This is a genomic window from Pseudomonas taiwanensis, from assembly GCF_013393345.1.
Taxonomy (GTDB): Bacteria; Pseudomonadota; Gammaproteobacteria; order Pseudomonadales; family Pseudomonadaceae; genus Metapseudomonas; species Metapseudomonas resinovorans_C.
Window position 1 is genome coordinate 19,686 of sequence record NZ_QJRF01000033.1, and the last position, 14,625, is coordinate 34,310.

Sequence of the window (14,625 nt, forward strand, 5' to 3'; positions counted from 1 at the left end):
TCCCTCACCCCTAGCCCCTCTCCCGGAGGGAGAGGGGAACCCGATCGTGCTTGGCCATAGCTTCTGACCTCCCTGGTGCTCTGCACTTTCAGCCGCGTCACCCCTCGCCCCCTGGGAGAGGGGCCGGGGGTGAGGGTGCAGAGCGTGTGGCCTGGTAGATCGCTTCAAACACCGCGTCCGTCTGTTGCAAAACGTCGTGGTTCCAGAAACGCAACACGCGGTAACCGCTAGCCTTGAGCCAGGCATCCCGTATGGCATCTACGGCACTCTCCAGATGTTGGCCACCGTCGACTTCAATGACCAGTTTGCAGTCATGGCAATAGAAGTCGGCAAAGTAGGGGCCCAGCGGTTGCTGCCGGCGGAATTTCAAGCCGGATAGCTGGCGATTGCGCAGATGCCGCCATAGCCGTTGCTCCGCATCCGTCTGCCCCACCCGAAGCTGTCGCGCAAACTTGAGCCTTTCCATGATCATCCCTGTCGTGCTGGAAAGGCTCGATTGTCTGAGGAGCGTCGCCAGGAGTTTTCCCAAAAGCTCCGCTGACGCGCCTTATTTCACTCAAACACAAAATGCTCCCCCGCCAGCCCCATCACCGACGCCGTCGGCTTCAGCATTGCCGCCGCGTGCCCCTTGGCGCGGGGTAGCAGGCGGGCGAAGTAGAAGTCGCTGGTGGCCAGTTTGGCGCGGTAGAACTCGGCGGATTCCGAACCGCCTTCGCGCAGCCGCACGCGGGCCGCGCGCTCCTGTAGGGCCCAGGAATACGCGAGGGCCGCATAGCCGGAGTACATCAGGAAGTCGTGGCTGGCGGTGCTGACCAGGTCGCGATCCTTGCGGGCGCGCAGGGCGATGCGCAGGGTCAGCCAGTTCCATTGTGCGGCGAGTTTCAGCAGCACCAGGGCGCGGCCGCGCATGGCGGGTTCGGTCTTCAGCAGTTCGATGGCGAAGCGGGCTAGCTGGCCGGTGAAGTCACGCACGGCTTTGCCCTGGGTCATCAGCAGTACCTTGCGTCCCAGCAGGTCCAGGGCCTGGATGCCGGTGGTGCCTTCGTAGAGGGTGGCGATGCGGGCGTCGCGGACGATCTGCTCCATGCCGTGCTCGCGGATGTAGCCGTGGCCGCCGAATACCTGCATGCCGAGGTTGGCGCTTTCCAGGCCCAGTTCGGTCAGGCAGCCCTTGAGGATCGGGGTCAGGAAACCGAGTTTGTCGTCCCAATGGGCGTACTGGCGTTCGTCCTCGTGGAGAATGCCTTCGATCATGCGGTCGGCGTACTGGGTGGCGAGGTAGACCAGCGCGCGACCGCCTTCGGCTATGGCTTTCTGGGTCAGCAACATGCGCCGCACGTCACCATGGACCATCAGCGGATCGGCGACGGCATCGGGTTCCTTGGTGCCGGACAGGGCGCGCATTGAGCGGCGTTCGCGGGCGTAGGCGAGCGCACCCTGGTAGGCCAGTTCGGCGGTGGCCACGCCCTGGATGGCGGTGCCGATGCGGGCGCTGTTCATGAAGGTGAACATGCATTCCAGGCCCTTGTTCGGCGGGCCGATGAGAAAACCGGTGGCGCCGTCGAAGTTCATCACGCAGGTGCTGGAGGCCTTGATGCCCATTTTCTTTTCGAGCGCCCCGCAGCTCACCCCGTTGCGTTCGCCGAGGCCGCCATCCGTGCCGGGGAGGAACTTGGGCACGATGAACAGGGAGATACCGCGCGTGCCCTTGGGTGCGTCCGGCAGGCGGGCGAGGACGATGTGGACGATGTTCTCGGTGAGGTCGTGCTCGCCCGAGGAGATGAAGATCTTGGTGCCGGTCAGGGCATAGCTGCCATCGGGATTGGCCTCGGCGCGGGTCTTCACCTGGCCCAGGTCGGTGCCGCACTGGGGCTCGGTGAGGCACATGGTGCCGCCCCAGCGGCCTTCGGTGAGAGGGACCAGGTAGGTCCTTTTCTGTTCGTCGGTGCCGTGCTGCATCAAGGTGTTCATGGCGCCGAGGGAGAGGCCCGGATACATGGAGAAGGGCCAGTTGGCGGTGCCGAGCATTTCCTGCTTAAGCGCACCGAGGCTCATGGGCAATCCCTGGCCGCCATACTCCACCGGGTGCGACAGGCCTTGCCAGCCGCCAGCCACATAGGCGTCGTAGGCTTCCTTGAAGCCCTTGGGCGTGCGCACCTCGCCGTTTTCCAGGTGGCAGCCTTCCTCGTCGCCGCTGTGGTAGAGCGGGGCGATCACTTCTTCGCAGAGCCGCGCGCATTCGCCGAGGATGGCGTCGACCATGTCCGGCGTCGCTTCGCCGCCATTGGCCAGGGCGCGATAGTGGGCGGGAAAGTCGAAGACTTCGTTGAGCAGGAAGCGCGTGTCGCGCAACGGGGCTTTGTAGCTGGGCATGGTGACCTCGGCGTGCGTTGATGGCCCGGTTTATACGGGGCAGGCAGCACGGGGGCCTTGGCAGCGGCAACGATAGCTTCTGGCAGTTGGGACAATTACCGGCTGCCAGGGATCATCGAAGAGCAGCTTGCGATTGACGCTCAGGTAGTTGCGGGTATATACACGTAACCCATGTTGCCGACCCAATGCCTCTGTACCAAGCTGCGCCGCGCCACGCGAAGCGTGACCCGGCTCTACGACGATGCCCTTGAGGGCGTCGGGGTGAACGTCGCCCAGTACTCGCTGTTGAAAAACCTGGCGCGGTTGGATCAGCCCAGCATCACCAGCCTGGCGGAAGCCCTGGGGCTGGATCGCAGTACGTTGGGGCGCAATCTCAAGGTGCTCGAAGGCAAGGGCCTGGTGCAGATGGAGGGTGGCGAGGACCAGCGCAATCGACTGGTTTCGCTGACCGCCGCCGGCCAGGCCAGCCTCGATGAGGCGCTGCGGGCCTGGGAACAGGTGCAGGTGCAACTGGGGCAACGCATGGGACTGGAGAAGCGGGCGGCATTGATGGCGCTGCTGGACGATCTGGAACATATCGCCTGATTATTTCGCTGAAAAGCGGGTATGTACCCGTAAAGGACTTTCTATGACATCGGTATGGCGTACGAGTGGCTGGGTACTTCTGGGGGCGTCGCTGATCCTGGCGCTATCCCTGGGCATTCGACATGGCTTCGGCCTGTTCCTGGCGCCGATGAGCAGCGAGTTCGGCTGGGGGCGGGAGGTGTTCGCCTTCGCCATCGCCCTGCAGAACCTGATCTGGGGTCTGGCGCAGCCCTTCACCGGCGCGCTGGCCGACCGTTTCGGCGCAGCCAAGACGGTAATCGTCGGTGGCGTGCTTTACGCCGTGGGCCTGGTGTTGATGGGGTTCTCCGATTCGGCCCTGTCGCTGTCGTTCAGTGCTGGCCTGCTCATTGGTATTGGCCTGTCGGGCACCTCGTTCTCGGTGATCCTCGGTGTAGTGGGGCGTGCCGTGCCAATGGAGAAGCGCAGCATGGCCATGGGTATCGCCGCTGCCGCGGGTTCCTTCGGCCAGTTCGCCATGCTGCCCGGCACGCTCGGTTTGATCGGCTGGCTCGGCTGGTCGTCCGCGCTGCTGGCGCTGGGTCTGCTGGTTGCGCTGATCGTACCGCTGGTTGGGCTGCTCAAGGACAATCCGCCGCCGCCCCAGGCCCATGAGCAGAGCCTGGGCGAAGCCCTGCGCGAGGCGACGTCGCATAGCGGTTTCTGGCTGTTGGCCCTGGGCTTCTTCGTCTGCGGCTTCCAGGTGGTATTCATCGGCGTGCACCTGCCGGCCTATCTGGTGGACCAGCATCTTCCGGCTTCGGTGGGCACCACGGTGCTGGCGCTGGTGGGGCTGTTCAACGTGTTCGGTACCTACATCGCCGGTTGGCTCGGCGGCCGTCATGCCAAACCGAAGTTGCTCACCGGGCTCTACCTGCTGCGCGGGGTGGTGATCGTGGCCTTCCTCTATTCGCCGCTGAGCATCTGGAGCGCCTATGCCTTCGGCATGGCCATGGGGCTGTTGTGGCTGTCCACCGTTCCTCTGACCAACGGCACCGTCGCGACCCTGTTTGGCGTGCGCAACCTGTCGATGCTCGGTGGTATCGTTTTCCTGTTCCACCAACTCGGCGCCTTCCTCGGCGGTTGGCTGGGGGGCTACCTCTATGACCACACGGGCAGTTACGAACTGGTATGGCAGATTTCCATCTTCCTCAGCCTGCTGGCCGCCGTCCTGAACTGGCCGGTTCGCGAGCAGCCGGTGGCGCGGCTCCAGCCCGCCGGAGCCGCATGAGCCTGCGCCTGGTCTGGGTGCTTGGCGCCCTGCTGTTCAGCCTGCTGCTGGCCTTGGGCTGGTGGGGCTGGCAACAGGGCGGGCTGGCGCTGATGCAGCTGGGGATGAGCCTTTGCTGATTGATCGGCGAGGAGGCTCGCAGTAGCGTAAGCGGATCACTCGACCTGTGCCGGAGTCCGCCATGAAAGCCTCGCCCTTCCTCTTCCTGTCGCTTGCCTTGTTTGGCAGCCAGGTCATGGCTGCCGAGTGCCCTACACTGCTGCAGCACGAGCTGCCGCAACTTCGTTCGAAGAACACCATCGACCTGTGCCAGCGCTTCGCCGGCAAACCGCTGGTGATCGTCAACACGGCCAGCCACTGCGGCTTCACTCCGCAGTTCAAGGGACTGGAAGCCCTCTATAAGCGCTACAAGGACCAGGGCCTGGAAGTGCTTGGCGTCCCCTCGGACGATTTCAAGCAGGAAGCCGCCAGCACCGAGGAAACCGCCAAGGTCTGCTACGTCAACTACGGCGTGACCTTCGCCATGACCCAGCCGCAGCACGTCACTGGAGACGAGGCGACGCCGCTCTACAAGGAGCTGATCGCCCAATCCGGACAGAAGCCGCGCTGGAATTTCTACAAGTACGTGGTGGACCGGCAGGGCAAGGTGATCGCGCACTTCTCCAGCCTGACCAAGCCCGACGACCCGGACCTGCTGAAGGCAGTGGAGCAGGCGCTGGCTAGCCAGCCTTGATCGACAAACATGAAAAAGCCCGGACGAGTCCGGGCTTTTTTGTGGCGCTGATTCCCGCTTAGAAGCGGTAGGTCAGCTGCGCACCCAGGCCGTGGGCGCTGTTCTGGAAGGTGGCGCGGTAGGCCCCCTTGGAAGCGCTGACCTGGTTGATGTCGGCGTCATCTTCCTTCAGGTAGGAGTAGGCCACGTCGACGGTCACGTCGTCGTTCGGGCTCCAGGCGGCGCCCAGGCTGAAGATCTTGCGGTCGTTGGTGGGAATGCGCGGCGAGCGGTGCTCGTTGCGGGCCGGGGACTGGTCGTAGGCCAGGCCGGCGCGCAGGGTCCACTGCTGGTTCAGCTTGTAGGCGGCACCGACGGCGTAGGACCAGGTGTCGCGCCAGTCCTGCTCTTCGACAATGCTGCCGAGGGCAGGGGCCAGGAGGCCGCGAACGCCTTCGTTGTCCACCCTGATTTCTTCCAGGCGGCTCCAGCGGGTCCAGGTGCTGCCGGCATAGAGGGTCCAGGCGTCGTTCAGGTCGTGGGTGACGGAGAAGTCGACGGATTCCGGGGTTTCCAGGTCCAGCGAGGCGTCGTACTTGCCGGCGGAGCTGGCCAGTACCGGGCCGCTGCCGGAAACGGTGGTGTCGCCCTTCAGCTTGTAGTCCACCTTGGAGTGGTAGGTCAGGCCGAAGCGGGTGCGCGGGTCCAGTTCGAAGAGGATGCCGGCGTTGAAGCCCAGCGCTGTGTCGTCGCCCTTCACCTTCACGCGGCCATCGTTGCGACCCGGGGACAGCGGGTTGAGCACGGAGGAGGTCAGCTCGCCGTCGATGCGGTTGATGGTGGGGCCGAAGCCGACGGACAGCTGGTCGTTGATGCGATAGCTGACGGTGGGCTGCAGGGTGATCACGCGTACTTCGCTCTTGTCGCCGTAGTAGCGGCCAGCGAAGCCGGTTTCGTAGTCGGTGATCAGGCCGAAGGGCACGTACATGCCGAGGCCGAAGGTCCAGTTGTCATCGATCGGCTTGACGTAATAGCCCATGGGCACGCCGACGGTAGGAACCATGTCGCCATCGTTGCTGCCACCGAAAGTGCCGCGAGCGTCGTCGATATCGGTCTTCGCGAAGATGGCTGCGGCGCCGACGCTGACCTGCTCGCGCTTCAGGCGCGACATGCCGGCGGGGTTGCCGTACACGGTGGTGGCGTCGTCGGCCGAGGACGAACGGCCGGCGAAGGCGGTACCCATGCTGCTGACGCTTTGTTCGTTGAGGGCGAAGCCCGCAGCCAGGCTGTAGCTGGAAGCGGCGCTGACGGCCAGGGCGAGGGCGGTCCTGAAGACTCTGCTTATCACGGTGAACTCCTGATCGGTGGTGCAAAGGCCGGCACGCTAACAGGATTCCCCCGACCTGGCCAGCGTGGAAAAGTGCGGCAATATGTCTTGTAAGATTGTCGAACAAAAGCCAAAACGATGGCATTTTCGCCGATCGTGCAGATGGCCTGGTACGTTTGTTCCTGACTGGTTGGTCAGTGATCAGGCGACTTGGCAGAGTCCGCCGACATGGCGCTGCCAGGCGTCGATGAACTCGCGGGGACTGCCGTCAGGCTGGAAGACCTGGCGCCAGATCATAGCCATGCCGATCAGGTCATCCGCGGGGGGCAGGACCAGAACGGTCGATTCCACCAGCATCCAGGCGATGGCGGTGGCGTAGCGTAGGTTGACGATCAGTTCCAGGTGGGGCGCAGTGAGAAAGGCATGTTGGCTGGCCAACCCGCGTACCTGGCTGGCGAGTTCCGGGTCATGGGCGAGATGCTGGTCCCAGAGCTGCTGATGGCGTTCATCGCTGATGCGATAGAGGCCGCGGCCCGTGCCGCAGTCCAGGGCGGCGCCGAGGGCGGATTGGCAGGCGGCGGCGCCCAGCAGCAGGCTTTCGGCGGTGGAGGAGGGGCGCTGCAGGTAGAGCAGCGTCGGTCGTATTACGTGCTGGCGGAGATCGGCGGCGGCAATTCCCATATGGCCCTCGCGAAAGGTGCCGGCGGGGCCGGGGCGTTTTGGCAGCTTCTCATCGTTCTAGGAAAGAGCCCCACCGGGAGCGGAGTTAGCCGCTCGATTTGAAGTCTAGTGCGATATTCCCGCTGTAAAGGACTGTTTTTAAACTGTTTCAGGCTTCTGGTTATTGTCTATATAGCTGCCTGTGATTAAAAAACAGCCAGTCGGGAAGGGCCGCGACGTCCCTCGCCGACTGGTATTCGGGGCTTATTCGCCGGTGGCCAGGGGGCGCGAAGGCTGGGTGATCCACTCGCTCCAGGAGCCGGCGTAGAGCCGTGCCAGCGGGTAACCGGCGAGACTCAGGGCGAAGAGATTGTGGCAGGCAGTGACGCCGGAGCCGCAGTAGGCCACCAGGTCGTCCAGCGGACGGTCGCCGATCAGGGCGGCGAAACGCTGCTTGAGGGCCTCGGCCGGGAGGAAGCGACCGTCGCTGCCGAGGTTGTCCGTGAAGGCGGCGCACTGGGCGCCCGGAATATGGCCGGCCACCGGATCGATGGGCTCCACTTCACCCTTGAAGCGAGGCAGCGCGCGGGCGTCCAGCAGGGTCAGGTTCGCGTTGCCCAGGCGTTGCTGGAGGTCGTCGGCGTCCACCAGCAGGCTGGCGTCGGGCTGGCCGGAGAAGGTGCCGGGCTGCGCCGTCGGCGCTACGGCCGTCAGCGGCAGTTCGACATCGCGCCAGGCCTTGAGGCCGCCATCCAGGAGGAGTACGCCATCACGCTTGCCCAGCCAGGCTAGCAGCCACCAGGCGCGCGCGGCGAAGGCGCCGGGGCCGTCGTCGTAGAGCACGATGGTACTGTCGGCGGAGATGCCCCAGTCACGCAGCTTTCCGGCAAGCGCCGTAGGGTCCGGCAGCGGATGGCGGCCGGTCACGCCTCGGGTCACGGGGCCGGAAAGGTCGCGCTCCAGGTCGGCAAAGCGGGCCTTGGGAATGTGGCTCTCGTTGTAGCTGCGCTGGCCGTAGGCCGGATCATCGAGGGAGAAGCGGCAGTCGAGGATGATCAGGCCCGGTTCATCCTGGCGGGCGCTGAGTTGGGCAGGGCTGATGAGCTGTGCGAGCGACATGGCGGGGTCCTTGTCGTGACCATTGTTGTGGCAAGCATCATAAGGACGCCCGCACGGGCTGTCGCGCGCAATCGGCGGCGGCGCGGAGCCCGCGCCGCCCGTGGGGTCAACGGCAGATGGCGCGCAGGCGCTGGAAGCCCGCGTCGAGGTCGGCGATGAGGTCGTCCGGGTGCTCCAGGCCGATGTGCAGGCGTATCAGCGGGCCGTCGGCCTTCCAGGTGGTGGCGCTGCGATGGGCGCTGGGATTGGTCAGCAGGATCAGGCTTTCGAAGCCACCCCAGCTGAAGCCCATGCCAAACAGGTTCATGCCGTCGAGCATGGCGCGCACGGCCTGCTCCGGCATGGCCTTGAGCATCACCCCGAACAGGCCACAGGCGCCGCTGAAGTCGCGCTTCCACAGCTCATGGCCGGGGGCGCCGGGCAGGGCCGGGTAGAGGATGCGTTCCACTTCCGGCTGTTCTGCCAGCCACTGCGCGACCTTCTCCGCATTGCGCTGGTGGCGTTCCAGACGCGTGGACAGGGTGCGCAGGCCGCGGAGGGCGAGGTAAGCGTCGTCTGCACTGACTGACAGGCCGAGCTGCTTGTAGAAGCCGCGCACCTGCGCGAACAACGCCTCGGTGGTCATGATCACGCCCATCAGCACGTCCGAGTGGCCGACGATGTACTTGGTGGCGGCGTGGATGGAGATGTCTACGCCGTGCTTGAAGGAAGCGAAGTGCACCGGGGTGCCCCAGGTGTTATCGAGCATCACGAGGGCGCCATGGGCGTGGGCGACTTCGGCGATGGCCGGCACGTCCTGCACTTCGAAGGTCAGCGAGCCGGGCGACTCGAGGAACACCACGCGGGTGTTGGGGCGGATCAGCTCGGCGATACCGCCGCCGATCAGCGGGTCGTAGTAGGTGGTCTCGATGCCGAAGCGCTTCAGGGTTTCGTCGCAGAAGGCGCGAGTCGGGTCGTACACCGAATCGGTCATCAGCAGGTGATCGCCGGGCTTGAGGGTTGCCAGTAAGGCAGTGGTGAGCGCGCTCAGGCCGCTGGGGGTGAGCATCGCGCCGAAGGCGCCTTCCAGCTCGGCCAGGGCATGTTCCAGGGAGCGCGTGGTGGGGTTGCCATGGCGGCCGTAGGTGTTGAGGGTGCCATTCTGCGCATGCAGGGCTTCCACGGTGGGGAAGAGCAGCGTGGAGGCGCGGTAGACCGGGGTATTGACGGTGCCGCCGACCCGGCCCCGTTCGCGACCTTCATGGGCCAGGAGTGTTTCGAGGTGCAGCTTGCGGTCGTCCACCTGGTGTTTCCTCTGATTCCGGATAGCGAAAAGTATGCGACGCCTGGCTGGGGATGGCGGCGTCTGGAGTGGAAAAAAGATTACGGGTGGAGGCGGGGAATTTCTTTGCTTTGATTGGCGAGCTTTAGTTGTTTTGTAGAAATAAAATCTACTTAAAAGACGCTGAGTGAAAAATATTTCCAAACGATTCGCTCGATTGGAAAATCATCCTTCGCCTTACAGCGTCAGGTGCCCGAGTGGCAGTGCCGTGGTGTGCTTGATCACTTCCATGGCGAAGCCGGAGCTCACGTCGGACAGGTCGGCGACGCGGATCAGGCGTTTGTACACGGCGTCGTAGCCCTTGATGTCCGGTACCACGATCTTCAGCAGGTAGTCGACGTCGCCGGTCATGCGGTAGATCTCGACGATCTCGGGAATGTCGCGGGTGCCCTCGATGAACTGCCGGGTCCAGTCGTCGCTGTGACGGCTGGTGCGAATGGTGACGAAGACCGTGACGCCGAGGTCGAGCCGTTCAGCATCACAGAGCGCCACCTGCTTGCGAATCACCCCGTCCTCACGCAGCTTCTGCAGGCGTCGCCAGCAGGGCGTAGGGGAGAGATTCACCGCCTCGGCGAGTTCCGCGAGGGAAATGGAGGCGTCCTGCTGAAGGAGGTCGACGATCTGCAGGTCTTTCTTGTCCATGGGCGGGTCCGTGGCGGAGTCGTTTGGTCAGAAGGCTGGCGGGCCGAGTGTGTCGAAACGATGACAATCGGCATCATAAGGTCACCCGCGCATGAAGTCGCGCGGGGAGAAGATGGGAGAGCTCGATGCCAAGCCTGCAAATTCTGAGTGAACGTGCCTCGCTGATCCGCCGCCTGGGCGTGATCCTGGGGACCTTGTCGGTGGTCCTCTACTACTGCTGCAAGGTTCTGGTACGCGCGCCGATGAAGCGCCTCGACCGCGCCTGCGTGGACCGCTACACCCGCGCCATGTCGCGCCTGCTGCTGCGCCTGGTACGCATGGACCTGTCGGTGCACGGTGCGATACCGGACTTCAACGACGGTCGCCGCTATCTGATCCTCTGCAGCCATTCCAGCCACTACGACATCCCGGCCAGCTTCGTCGCGTTGCCGGGGTCGATCCGCATGCTGGCCAAGAAGGAGCTGTTCCGCATTCCCTTCCTTGGCCCGGCCATGCGTGCGGCGGAATTCCCTTCCATCGACCGGCACAACCGTCGCCAGGCCCTCGCCGACCTGGAGACCGCCCGGCGCATGATGGAAAGCGGCATTGTCCTCTGGGCGGCGCCCGAGGGTACCCGCTCGGCCGATGGCCGTCTGTTGAAGTTCAAAAAGGGCTGCTTCCACCTGGCGCTGGACACCGATGCGGTGATCATTCCCGTGTCCATTCGCGGCATCCACCGCGTGCTGCCGGCTCGCACCTTCCGCCTGAACCTCGGGCAGAAGGTGGAAGTGCATGTGGGCGAACCGATCGACGCCAGCCAGTACAGCCCGGAGCGTCTCGGCGAGCTGATGGCGGATACCCGTGGGCGGATGCAGGGGCTGCTGGGGCAGGAGGTGGGTGACGCTACGAGTTCTGTAGAGACGACTTCCGACCTGCCGCCAGCGCGAGCCTTGTAAGCAGGCAGGTTGAAGTTGGATTTAATGTAGGAGCGAGCTTGCTCGCGAAGCTCTTGAGCACACCCGTTCGCGAGCAAGAACTCGGCGTCCCCCTCGCTCCTACATGTTCTGCGCTGCCTCAGCGGATTTTCAGCTTGCCGATCCGGTCGTTGTCCAGACTGCCCAGGTAGAGGTAGTCCCCTACCGGCTTGACCGACGTCACCATGCGCAGGTGAGTGCCGCTGGTGTCGTGCAGGCTGTGGACGATCTCGCCCTTCTCGTTCAGCTGGATCGCAAAGCCGTAGGGCACCGCCTTGGGCCAGAACATGCGCGGCAGCTTGGCGATCAGCGCTTTCAGCCAGGGCTGGGTGTGAAGGAAGTCGGCATCGGCCTTGCGCGGGGTGGGCAGGGCGACCCAGAAGTTGCCCTGGTGATCGCCTTGCAGGTTGTCCGGCAGGCCCGGCAGGTTGTCGATGAACACATCGTGGGTGCCGGCCTTCTCACCGCTCAGCCAGTAGCGAGTGATGCGGTAGCGGTAGGTCTCGTTGACCAGCACGAAGTCCTCGTTGGCGGACAGCGCCACGCCATTGGCGAAGTACAGGTCCTTGAGCAGCACCTCGGTCTTGCAGGAAACCGGGTCGAAGCGCATCAGCCGGCCATGGGGGCGGGCTTCGAGCAGGTCGAGCAGGTAGTCCGGCTGCTGGAACTTGCTGGAGGCGTCGGTGAAGTAGATGCGGCCGTCCTGGGCGATGTCCAGGTCGTCAGTGAAGCGGAACGGCACACCCTCGGCCTCGGTGGCCAGGACGCTGATCTGGCCTTGCGGGTCGATGCGCAGCAGGCCCTTGTAGGCGTCGCCGACGATCAGGTTGCCGGTGGCGTCGAAGTCCATGCCCAGCGGGCGGCCGCCGGTTTCGGCGAAGGTCGCGATCTCGCCCTTGTCGCTGATACGCACGATGCGCCCGTCATGCAGGCCGGCATAGAGGCGCCCCTGGGCGTCGACGGCAGTGTCTTCCGGACCATGGATCTGGCCCTGGGCGATGAGCTCGGCCTTCATCAGGGTGTCGTTGGGTTCCAGTACGCCGGTCATGCTCGGAGCCTTGGGCGCGTCCCAGGCCTGCGGGTCGATGGGGGAGGGCGTCAGGGCGAGATAGACCGTCAGGGCGACGATCAGCAGGGCGAACACGCCCAGCAGCTTCTTCATCTTCTTGTATCCATTGAGGTGGGGTAGTGGCCGGAGCCTTGTTCTTCTGCGCGGACTTTTTTAGCAGCCGCCTGCCACAGGCGCCAGGGCTGAATGTTGCCGCATTCGACAGACCACAGTTGACAGTGCTGGGGCGGCCTGCGCAGTATCTGGCCCTCGCTGCATTCAACCGAGCTGCAAATGCCTGCCATCGCCTTCTTCGCCGTTTCTGCCCTGGTCCTCCCGGTCCAGACGTCGGCCATTGGCGTTGCCGCAGGTAAATCGAAGAAACAGTCGCTCATTTGACCGGGGCGCGCTGTCCCGTCAGGTGGGCTGACAGGACAGAAGGCGCGAAGTAGGTCGATCCTCCCTCGAATTCCCTCCCTGCATCCTTCCGACGGTGACTCTGACGGTCAGCCATTGGAGATCTGCAATGCCTGTGTTTTCCGGAATCTGGGTTGCCCTGGTAACCCCCTTCAACGACGGCGCCATCGACTTCCCGGCCTTGCGCCGCCTGGCCCGGCACCTTCTGGACGAAGGCGTCGCCGGCCTGGTGGCCTGCGGCACCACGGGAGAGGCCGCGGGGCTGTCCAAGGACGAGCAGTTGGCCGTGCTGGACGCGCTGCTGGACGAGGTGCCCGGCGACCGCCTGGTGATGGGGCTGGCGGGCAACAACCTGACCGACTTGCTGGCTTTCCAGCGTGAGGTGCAGTGCCGGCCCATCGCCGGCGTGCTGGTGCCTGCGCCTTATTACATTCGCCCATCGCAGGACGGCCTGCTGGCCTGGTTCGGGGCCATCGCCGATGCCTCGACGGTACCGGTGATCCTCTACGACATTCCCTATCGCACCGGAGTGCGTCTGGAACTGGCCACCTTGCGCCAGCTCGCCCGCCATCCTCGCGTGGCGGCCATCAAGGACTGCGGCGGCAACCCCGAAACCACCCAGGCGCTGATCGCCGATGGCGAGCTGGATGTCCTGACGGGGGAAGACGGACAGATCTTCACCACCCTGTGCATGGGCGGTCGTGGTGCGATCTGCGCGTCGGCGCATATCCGCCCGCAACAGTTCGTGCGCATGGCCGAATGCATCGGCAACGGTGAACTTGAAGCCGCGCGCGTGATCTTCCAGAAACTGCAGCCGCTGATTCGCCTGGCCTTCGCCGAGCCCAATCCGGCTCCGGTGAAAAGCCTGCTGGCGCTTCAAGGGTTGATCAAGGACGAGCTGCGACTGCCCATGCAGCGCAGTTCCGAGGCCCTGCGCCAACGCCTTGCCACCGAGCTGGTTTAGGCGCTGGCCCGCCCCACGCAGATTGGCTGTGGCGGGGCGGGGGCGATGCAAGGCGCGAAGCGAGGACCCGGCGCGATATATACTGCGCGCCACTGATTCAAGGAGAGCCCTGTGGCCATCGACATTATCTGGATTCGCGACGACGCTTCGCTGGCCAAACACTGCGCCGAGTGGCGGCGCCTGCCCTTCGTGGCCCTGGACACCGAGTTCATGCGGGTCGACACCTTCTATCCCAAGGCCGGCCTGGTGCAGGTCGGTGACAGCGAGCGGGCGTACCTCATCGATCCGCTGCTGATCGGGGACTGGTCGCCCTTCGCCGAACTGCTGGAAGACCAGGCGGTGCTCAAGGTGCTGCACGCCTGCAGCGAGGACCTGGAGGTCTTCCTGCGCCTGACCGGCGCCATGCCGCAGCCCCTGCTGGATACCCAGTTGGCCGCCGGTTACCTCGGCATCGGCTATTCCATGGGCTACTCGCGCCTGGTGCAGGCGGTGCTCGGCATCGACCTGCCCAAGGACGAAACCCGCTCCGACTGGCTGCAGCGCCCGCTCACCGATATGCAGGTGCGTTATGCCGCCGAGGACGTGCAGCACCTGGCCGAACTCTATGCCGCCCTGGAGCCCCGCCTGACCGAGCCGAAGCGCTCCTGGGTGCTGGAAGATGGCGCCGAGTTGGTGGCCAACCTGCGCCGTGAAATCCTTCCTGAAGAGCTCTATCGCGAGGCCAAGCTGGCCTGGAAGCTCTCCCGTGCCCAGCTTGCTGTGATGCGCGAGCTCTGCGCCTGGCGCGAAATCGAAGCTCGACTGCGTGACCAGCCGCGCAACCGCATCCTGCGCGAGCACAGCCTCTGGCCGCTGGCGCGTTACCAGCCGGACAACCTCGTGGCCCTGGCGCGTATCGACGACATGCATCCGCGCACTGTGCGCCAGGACGGCAATACCCTGCTCAAGCTGATCCGCGAGGCCGCCGAGACGCCGCCTGCCCATTGGCCCGAGGCGCTGCCCGAGCCCTTGCCGCCAGAGGCTTCGGCGACGCTGAAAATGCTGCGCGGCATCGGCCAGGCCGAAGCCGAGCGCCTGGGCATGGCGCCGGAACTCATGCTGCGCAAGAAGCATCTGGAAGCCCTGCTGAAGAGCGGCTTCCCGAACGGCCCCTACACCCTGCCCGAAGGTCTGCGCGGCTGGCGCCGTGAGCTGATGGGCCAGGCCCTGCTGGATGCCCTGGCCCCGGCCGGCCAATGAACCTTTCCGCCGTGCC

15 protein-coding genes are annotated in these 14,625 nt (G+C 64.8%); 7 read left to right on the forward strand and 8 right to left on the reverse strand.

The annotated features are described in order from the left end of the window. Positions 1–97 precede the first annotated feature (97 nt). Complete coding sequence (locus DM872_RS03790) at positions 98–466, reverse strand: endonuclease domain-containing protein (RefSeq protein WP_179058204.1); 369 nt, start codon at positions 464–466, stop codon at positions 98–100. Positions 467–552: 86 nt separating this feature from the next. Further along, positions 553–2,373, reverse strand: coding sequence for an acyl-CoA dehydrogenase C-terminal domain-containing protein (locus DM872_RS03795; protein ID WP_179058205.1), 1,821 nt, complete (start codon positions 2,371–2,373; stop codon positions 553–555). A gap of 171 nt (positions 2,374–2,544) precedes the next feature. Between DM872_RS03795 and DM872_RS03800 the strand changes: the two genes are divergently transcribed. The 4 genes from DM872_RS03800 (at position 2,545) to DM872_RS03810 (ending at position 4,940) form a co-directional block, all read left to right on the forward strand. Beyond that, positions 2,545–2,958, forward strand: coding sequence for a MarR family winged helix-turn-helix transcriptional regulator (locus DM872_RS03800; RefSeq protein WP_179058206.1), 414 nt, complete (start codon positions 2,545–2,547; stop codon positions 2,956–2,958). Positions 2,959–3,001: 43 nt separating this feature from the next. After that, positions 3,002–4,207 (forward strand): MFS transporter, encoded by a 1,206-nt coding sequence (locus DM872_RS03805; RefSeq protein ID WP_179058207.1) that lies wholly within the window; start codon positions 3,002–3,004, stop codon positions 4,205–4,207. Further along, entirely contained in the window at positions 4,204–4,326 is a 123-nt protein-coding gene (locus tag DM872_RS30400; protein ID WP_256873283.1) for a hypothetical protein, read from the forward strand. Before DM872_RS03805 ends, DM872_RS30400 begins: the two co-directional genes overlap by 4 nt. A 62-nt stretch (positions 4,327–4,388) precedes the next feature. Further along, positions 4,389–4,940 carry a glutathione peroxidase gene (locus DM872_RS03810; RefSeq protein ID WP_179058208.1) on the forward strand — a complete coding sequence of 184 codons (552 nt, stop codon included), beginning with the start codon at positions 4,389–4,391 and terminating at the stop codon, positions 4,938–4,940. Between the two features lie 58 nt (positions 4,941–4,998). Here DM872_RS03810 and DM872_RS03815 read toward each other — a convergent pair whose 3' ends face one another. From DM872_RS03815 to DM872_RS03835, 5 genes are all read right to left on the reverse strand, one after another. Further along, positions 4,999–6,267, reverse strand: coding sequence for an OmpP1/FadL family transporter (locus DM872_RS03815; protein ID WP_179058209.1), 1,269 nt, complete (start codon positions 6,265–6,267; stop codon positions 4,999–5,001). 180 nt (positions 6,268–6,447) lie between these two features. Continuing rightward, on the reverse strand, positions 6,448–6,927 hold the full coding sequence (locus DM872_RS03820) for a hypothetical protein (RefSeq protein WP_179058210.1): 480 nt from the start codon (positions 6,925–6,927) through the stop codon (positions 6,448–6,450). A gap of 243 nt (positions 6,928–7,170) precedes the next feature. Continuing rightward, positions 7,171–8,025 carry a sulfurtransferase gene (locus DM872_RS03825; RefSeq protein WP_179058211.1) on the reverse strand — a complete coding sequence of 285 codons (855 nt, stop codon included), beginning with the start codon at positions 8,023–8,025 and terminating at the stop codon, positions 7,171–7,173. Positions 8,026–8,131: 106 nt separating this feature from the next. Then, the gene (gene metC, locus DM872_RS03830) at positions 8,132–9,307 is read right to left on the reverse strand and encodes a cystathionine beta-lyase (RefSeq protein ID WP_179058212.1); all 1,176 of its coding nucleotides are present in this window, start codon (positions 9,305–9,307) and stop codon (positions 8,132–8,134) included. 216 nt (positions 9,308–9,523) lie between these two features. After that, entirely contained in the window at positions 9,524–9,988 is a 465-nt protein-coding gene (locus DM872_RS03835; RefSeq protein WP_179058213.1) for an Lrp/AsnC family transcriptional regulator, read from the reverse strand. A gap of 125 nt (positions 9,989–10,113) precedes the next feature. On the opposite strand from DM872_RS03835, the gene DM872_RS03840 reads away from it, so the two are divergent. After that, a complete protein-coding gene (locus tag DM872_RS03840; RefSeq protein ID WP_179058214.1) occupies positions 10,114–10,923 on the forward strand; it encodes a lysophospholipid acyltransferase family protein in 810 nt (269 codons plus the stop codon). Positions 10,924–11,041: 118 nt separating this feature from the next. Here the strand turns inward: DM872_RS03840 and DM872_RS03845 are convergent, their stop codons facing one another. Next, a complete protein-coding gene (locus DM872_RS03845) occupies positions 11,042–12,103 on the reverse strand; it encodes an SMP-30/gluconolactonase/LRE family protein (protein ID WP_179058215.1) in 1,062 nt (353 codons plus the stop codon). A 412-nt stretch (positions 12,104–12,515) separates the two neighbouring features. Between DM872_RS03845 and dapA the strand changes: the two genes are divergently transcribed. Both dapA and rnd read left to right on the forward strand, forming a co-directional pair. Next, positions 12,516–13,370, forward strand: coding sequence for a 4-hydroxy-tetrahydrodipicolinate synthase (gene dapA / locus DM872_RS03850; RefSeq protein ID WP_179058216.1), 855 nt, complete (start codon positions 12,516–12,518; stop codon positions 13,368–13,370). A gap of 111 nt (positions 13,371–13,481) precedes the next feature. Continuing rightward, positions 13,482–14,609, forward strand: a complete 1,128-nt coding sequence (rnd, locus tag DM872_RS03855; RefSeq protein WP_179058217.1) for a ribonuclease D — start codon at positions 13,482–13,484, stop codon at positions 14,607–14,609. Positions 14,610–14,625 lie beyond the last annotated feature (16 nt).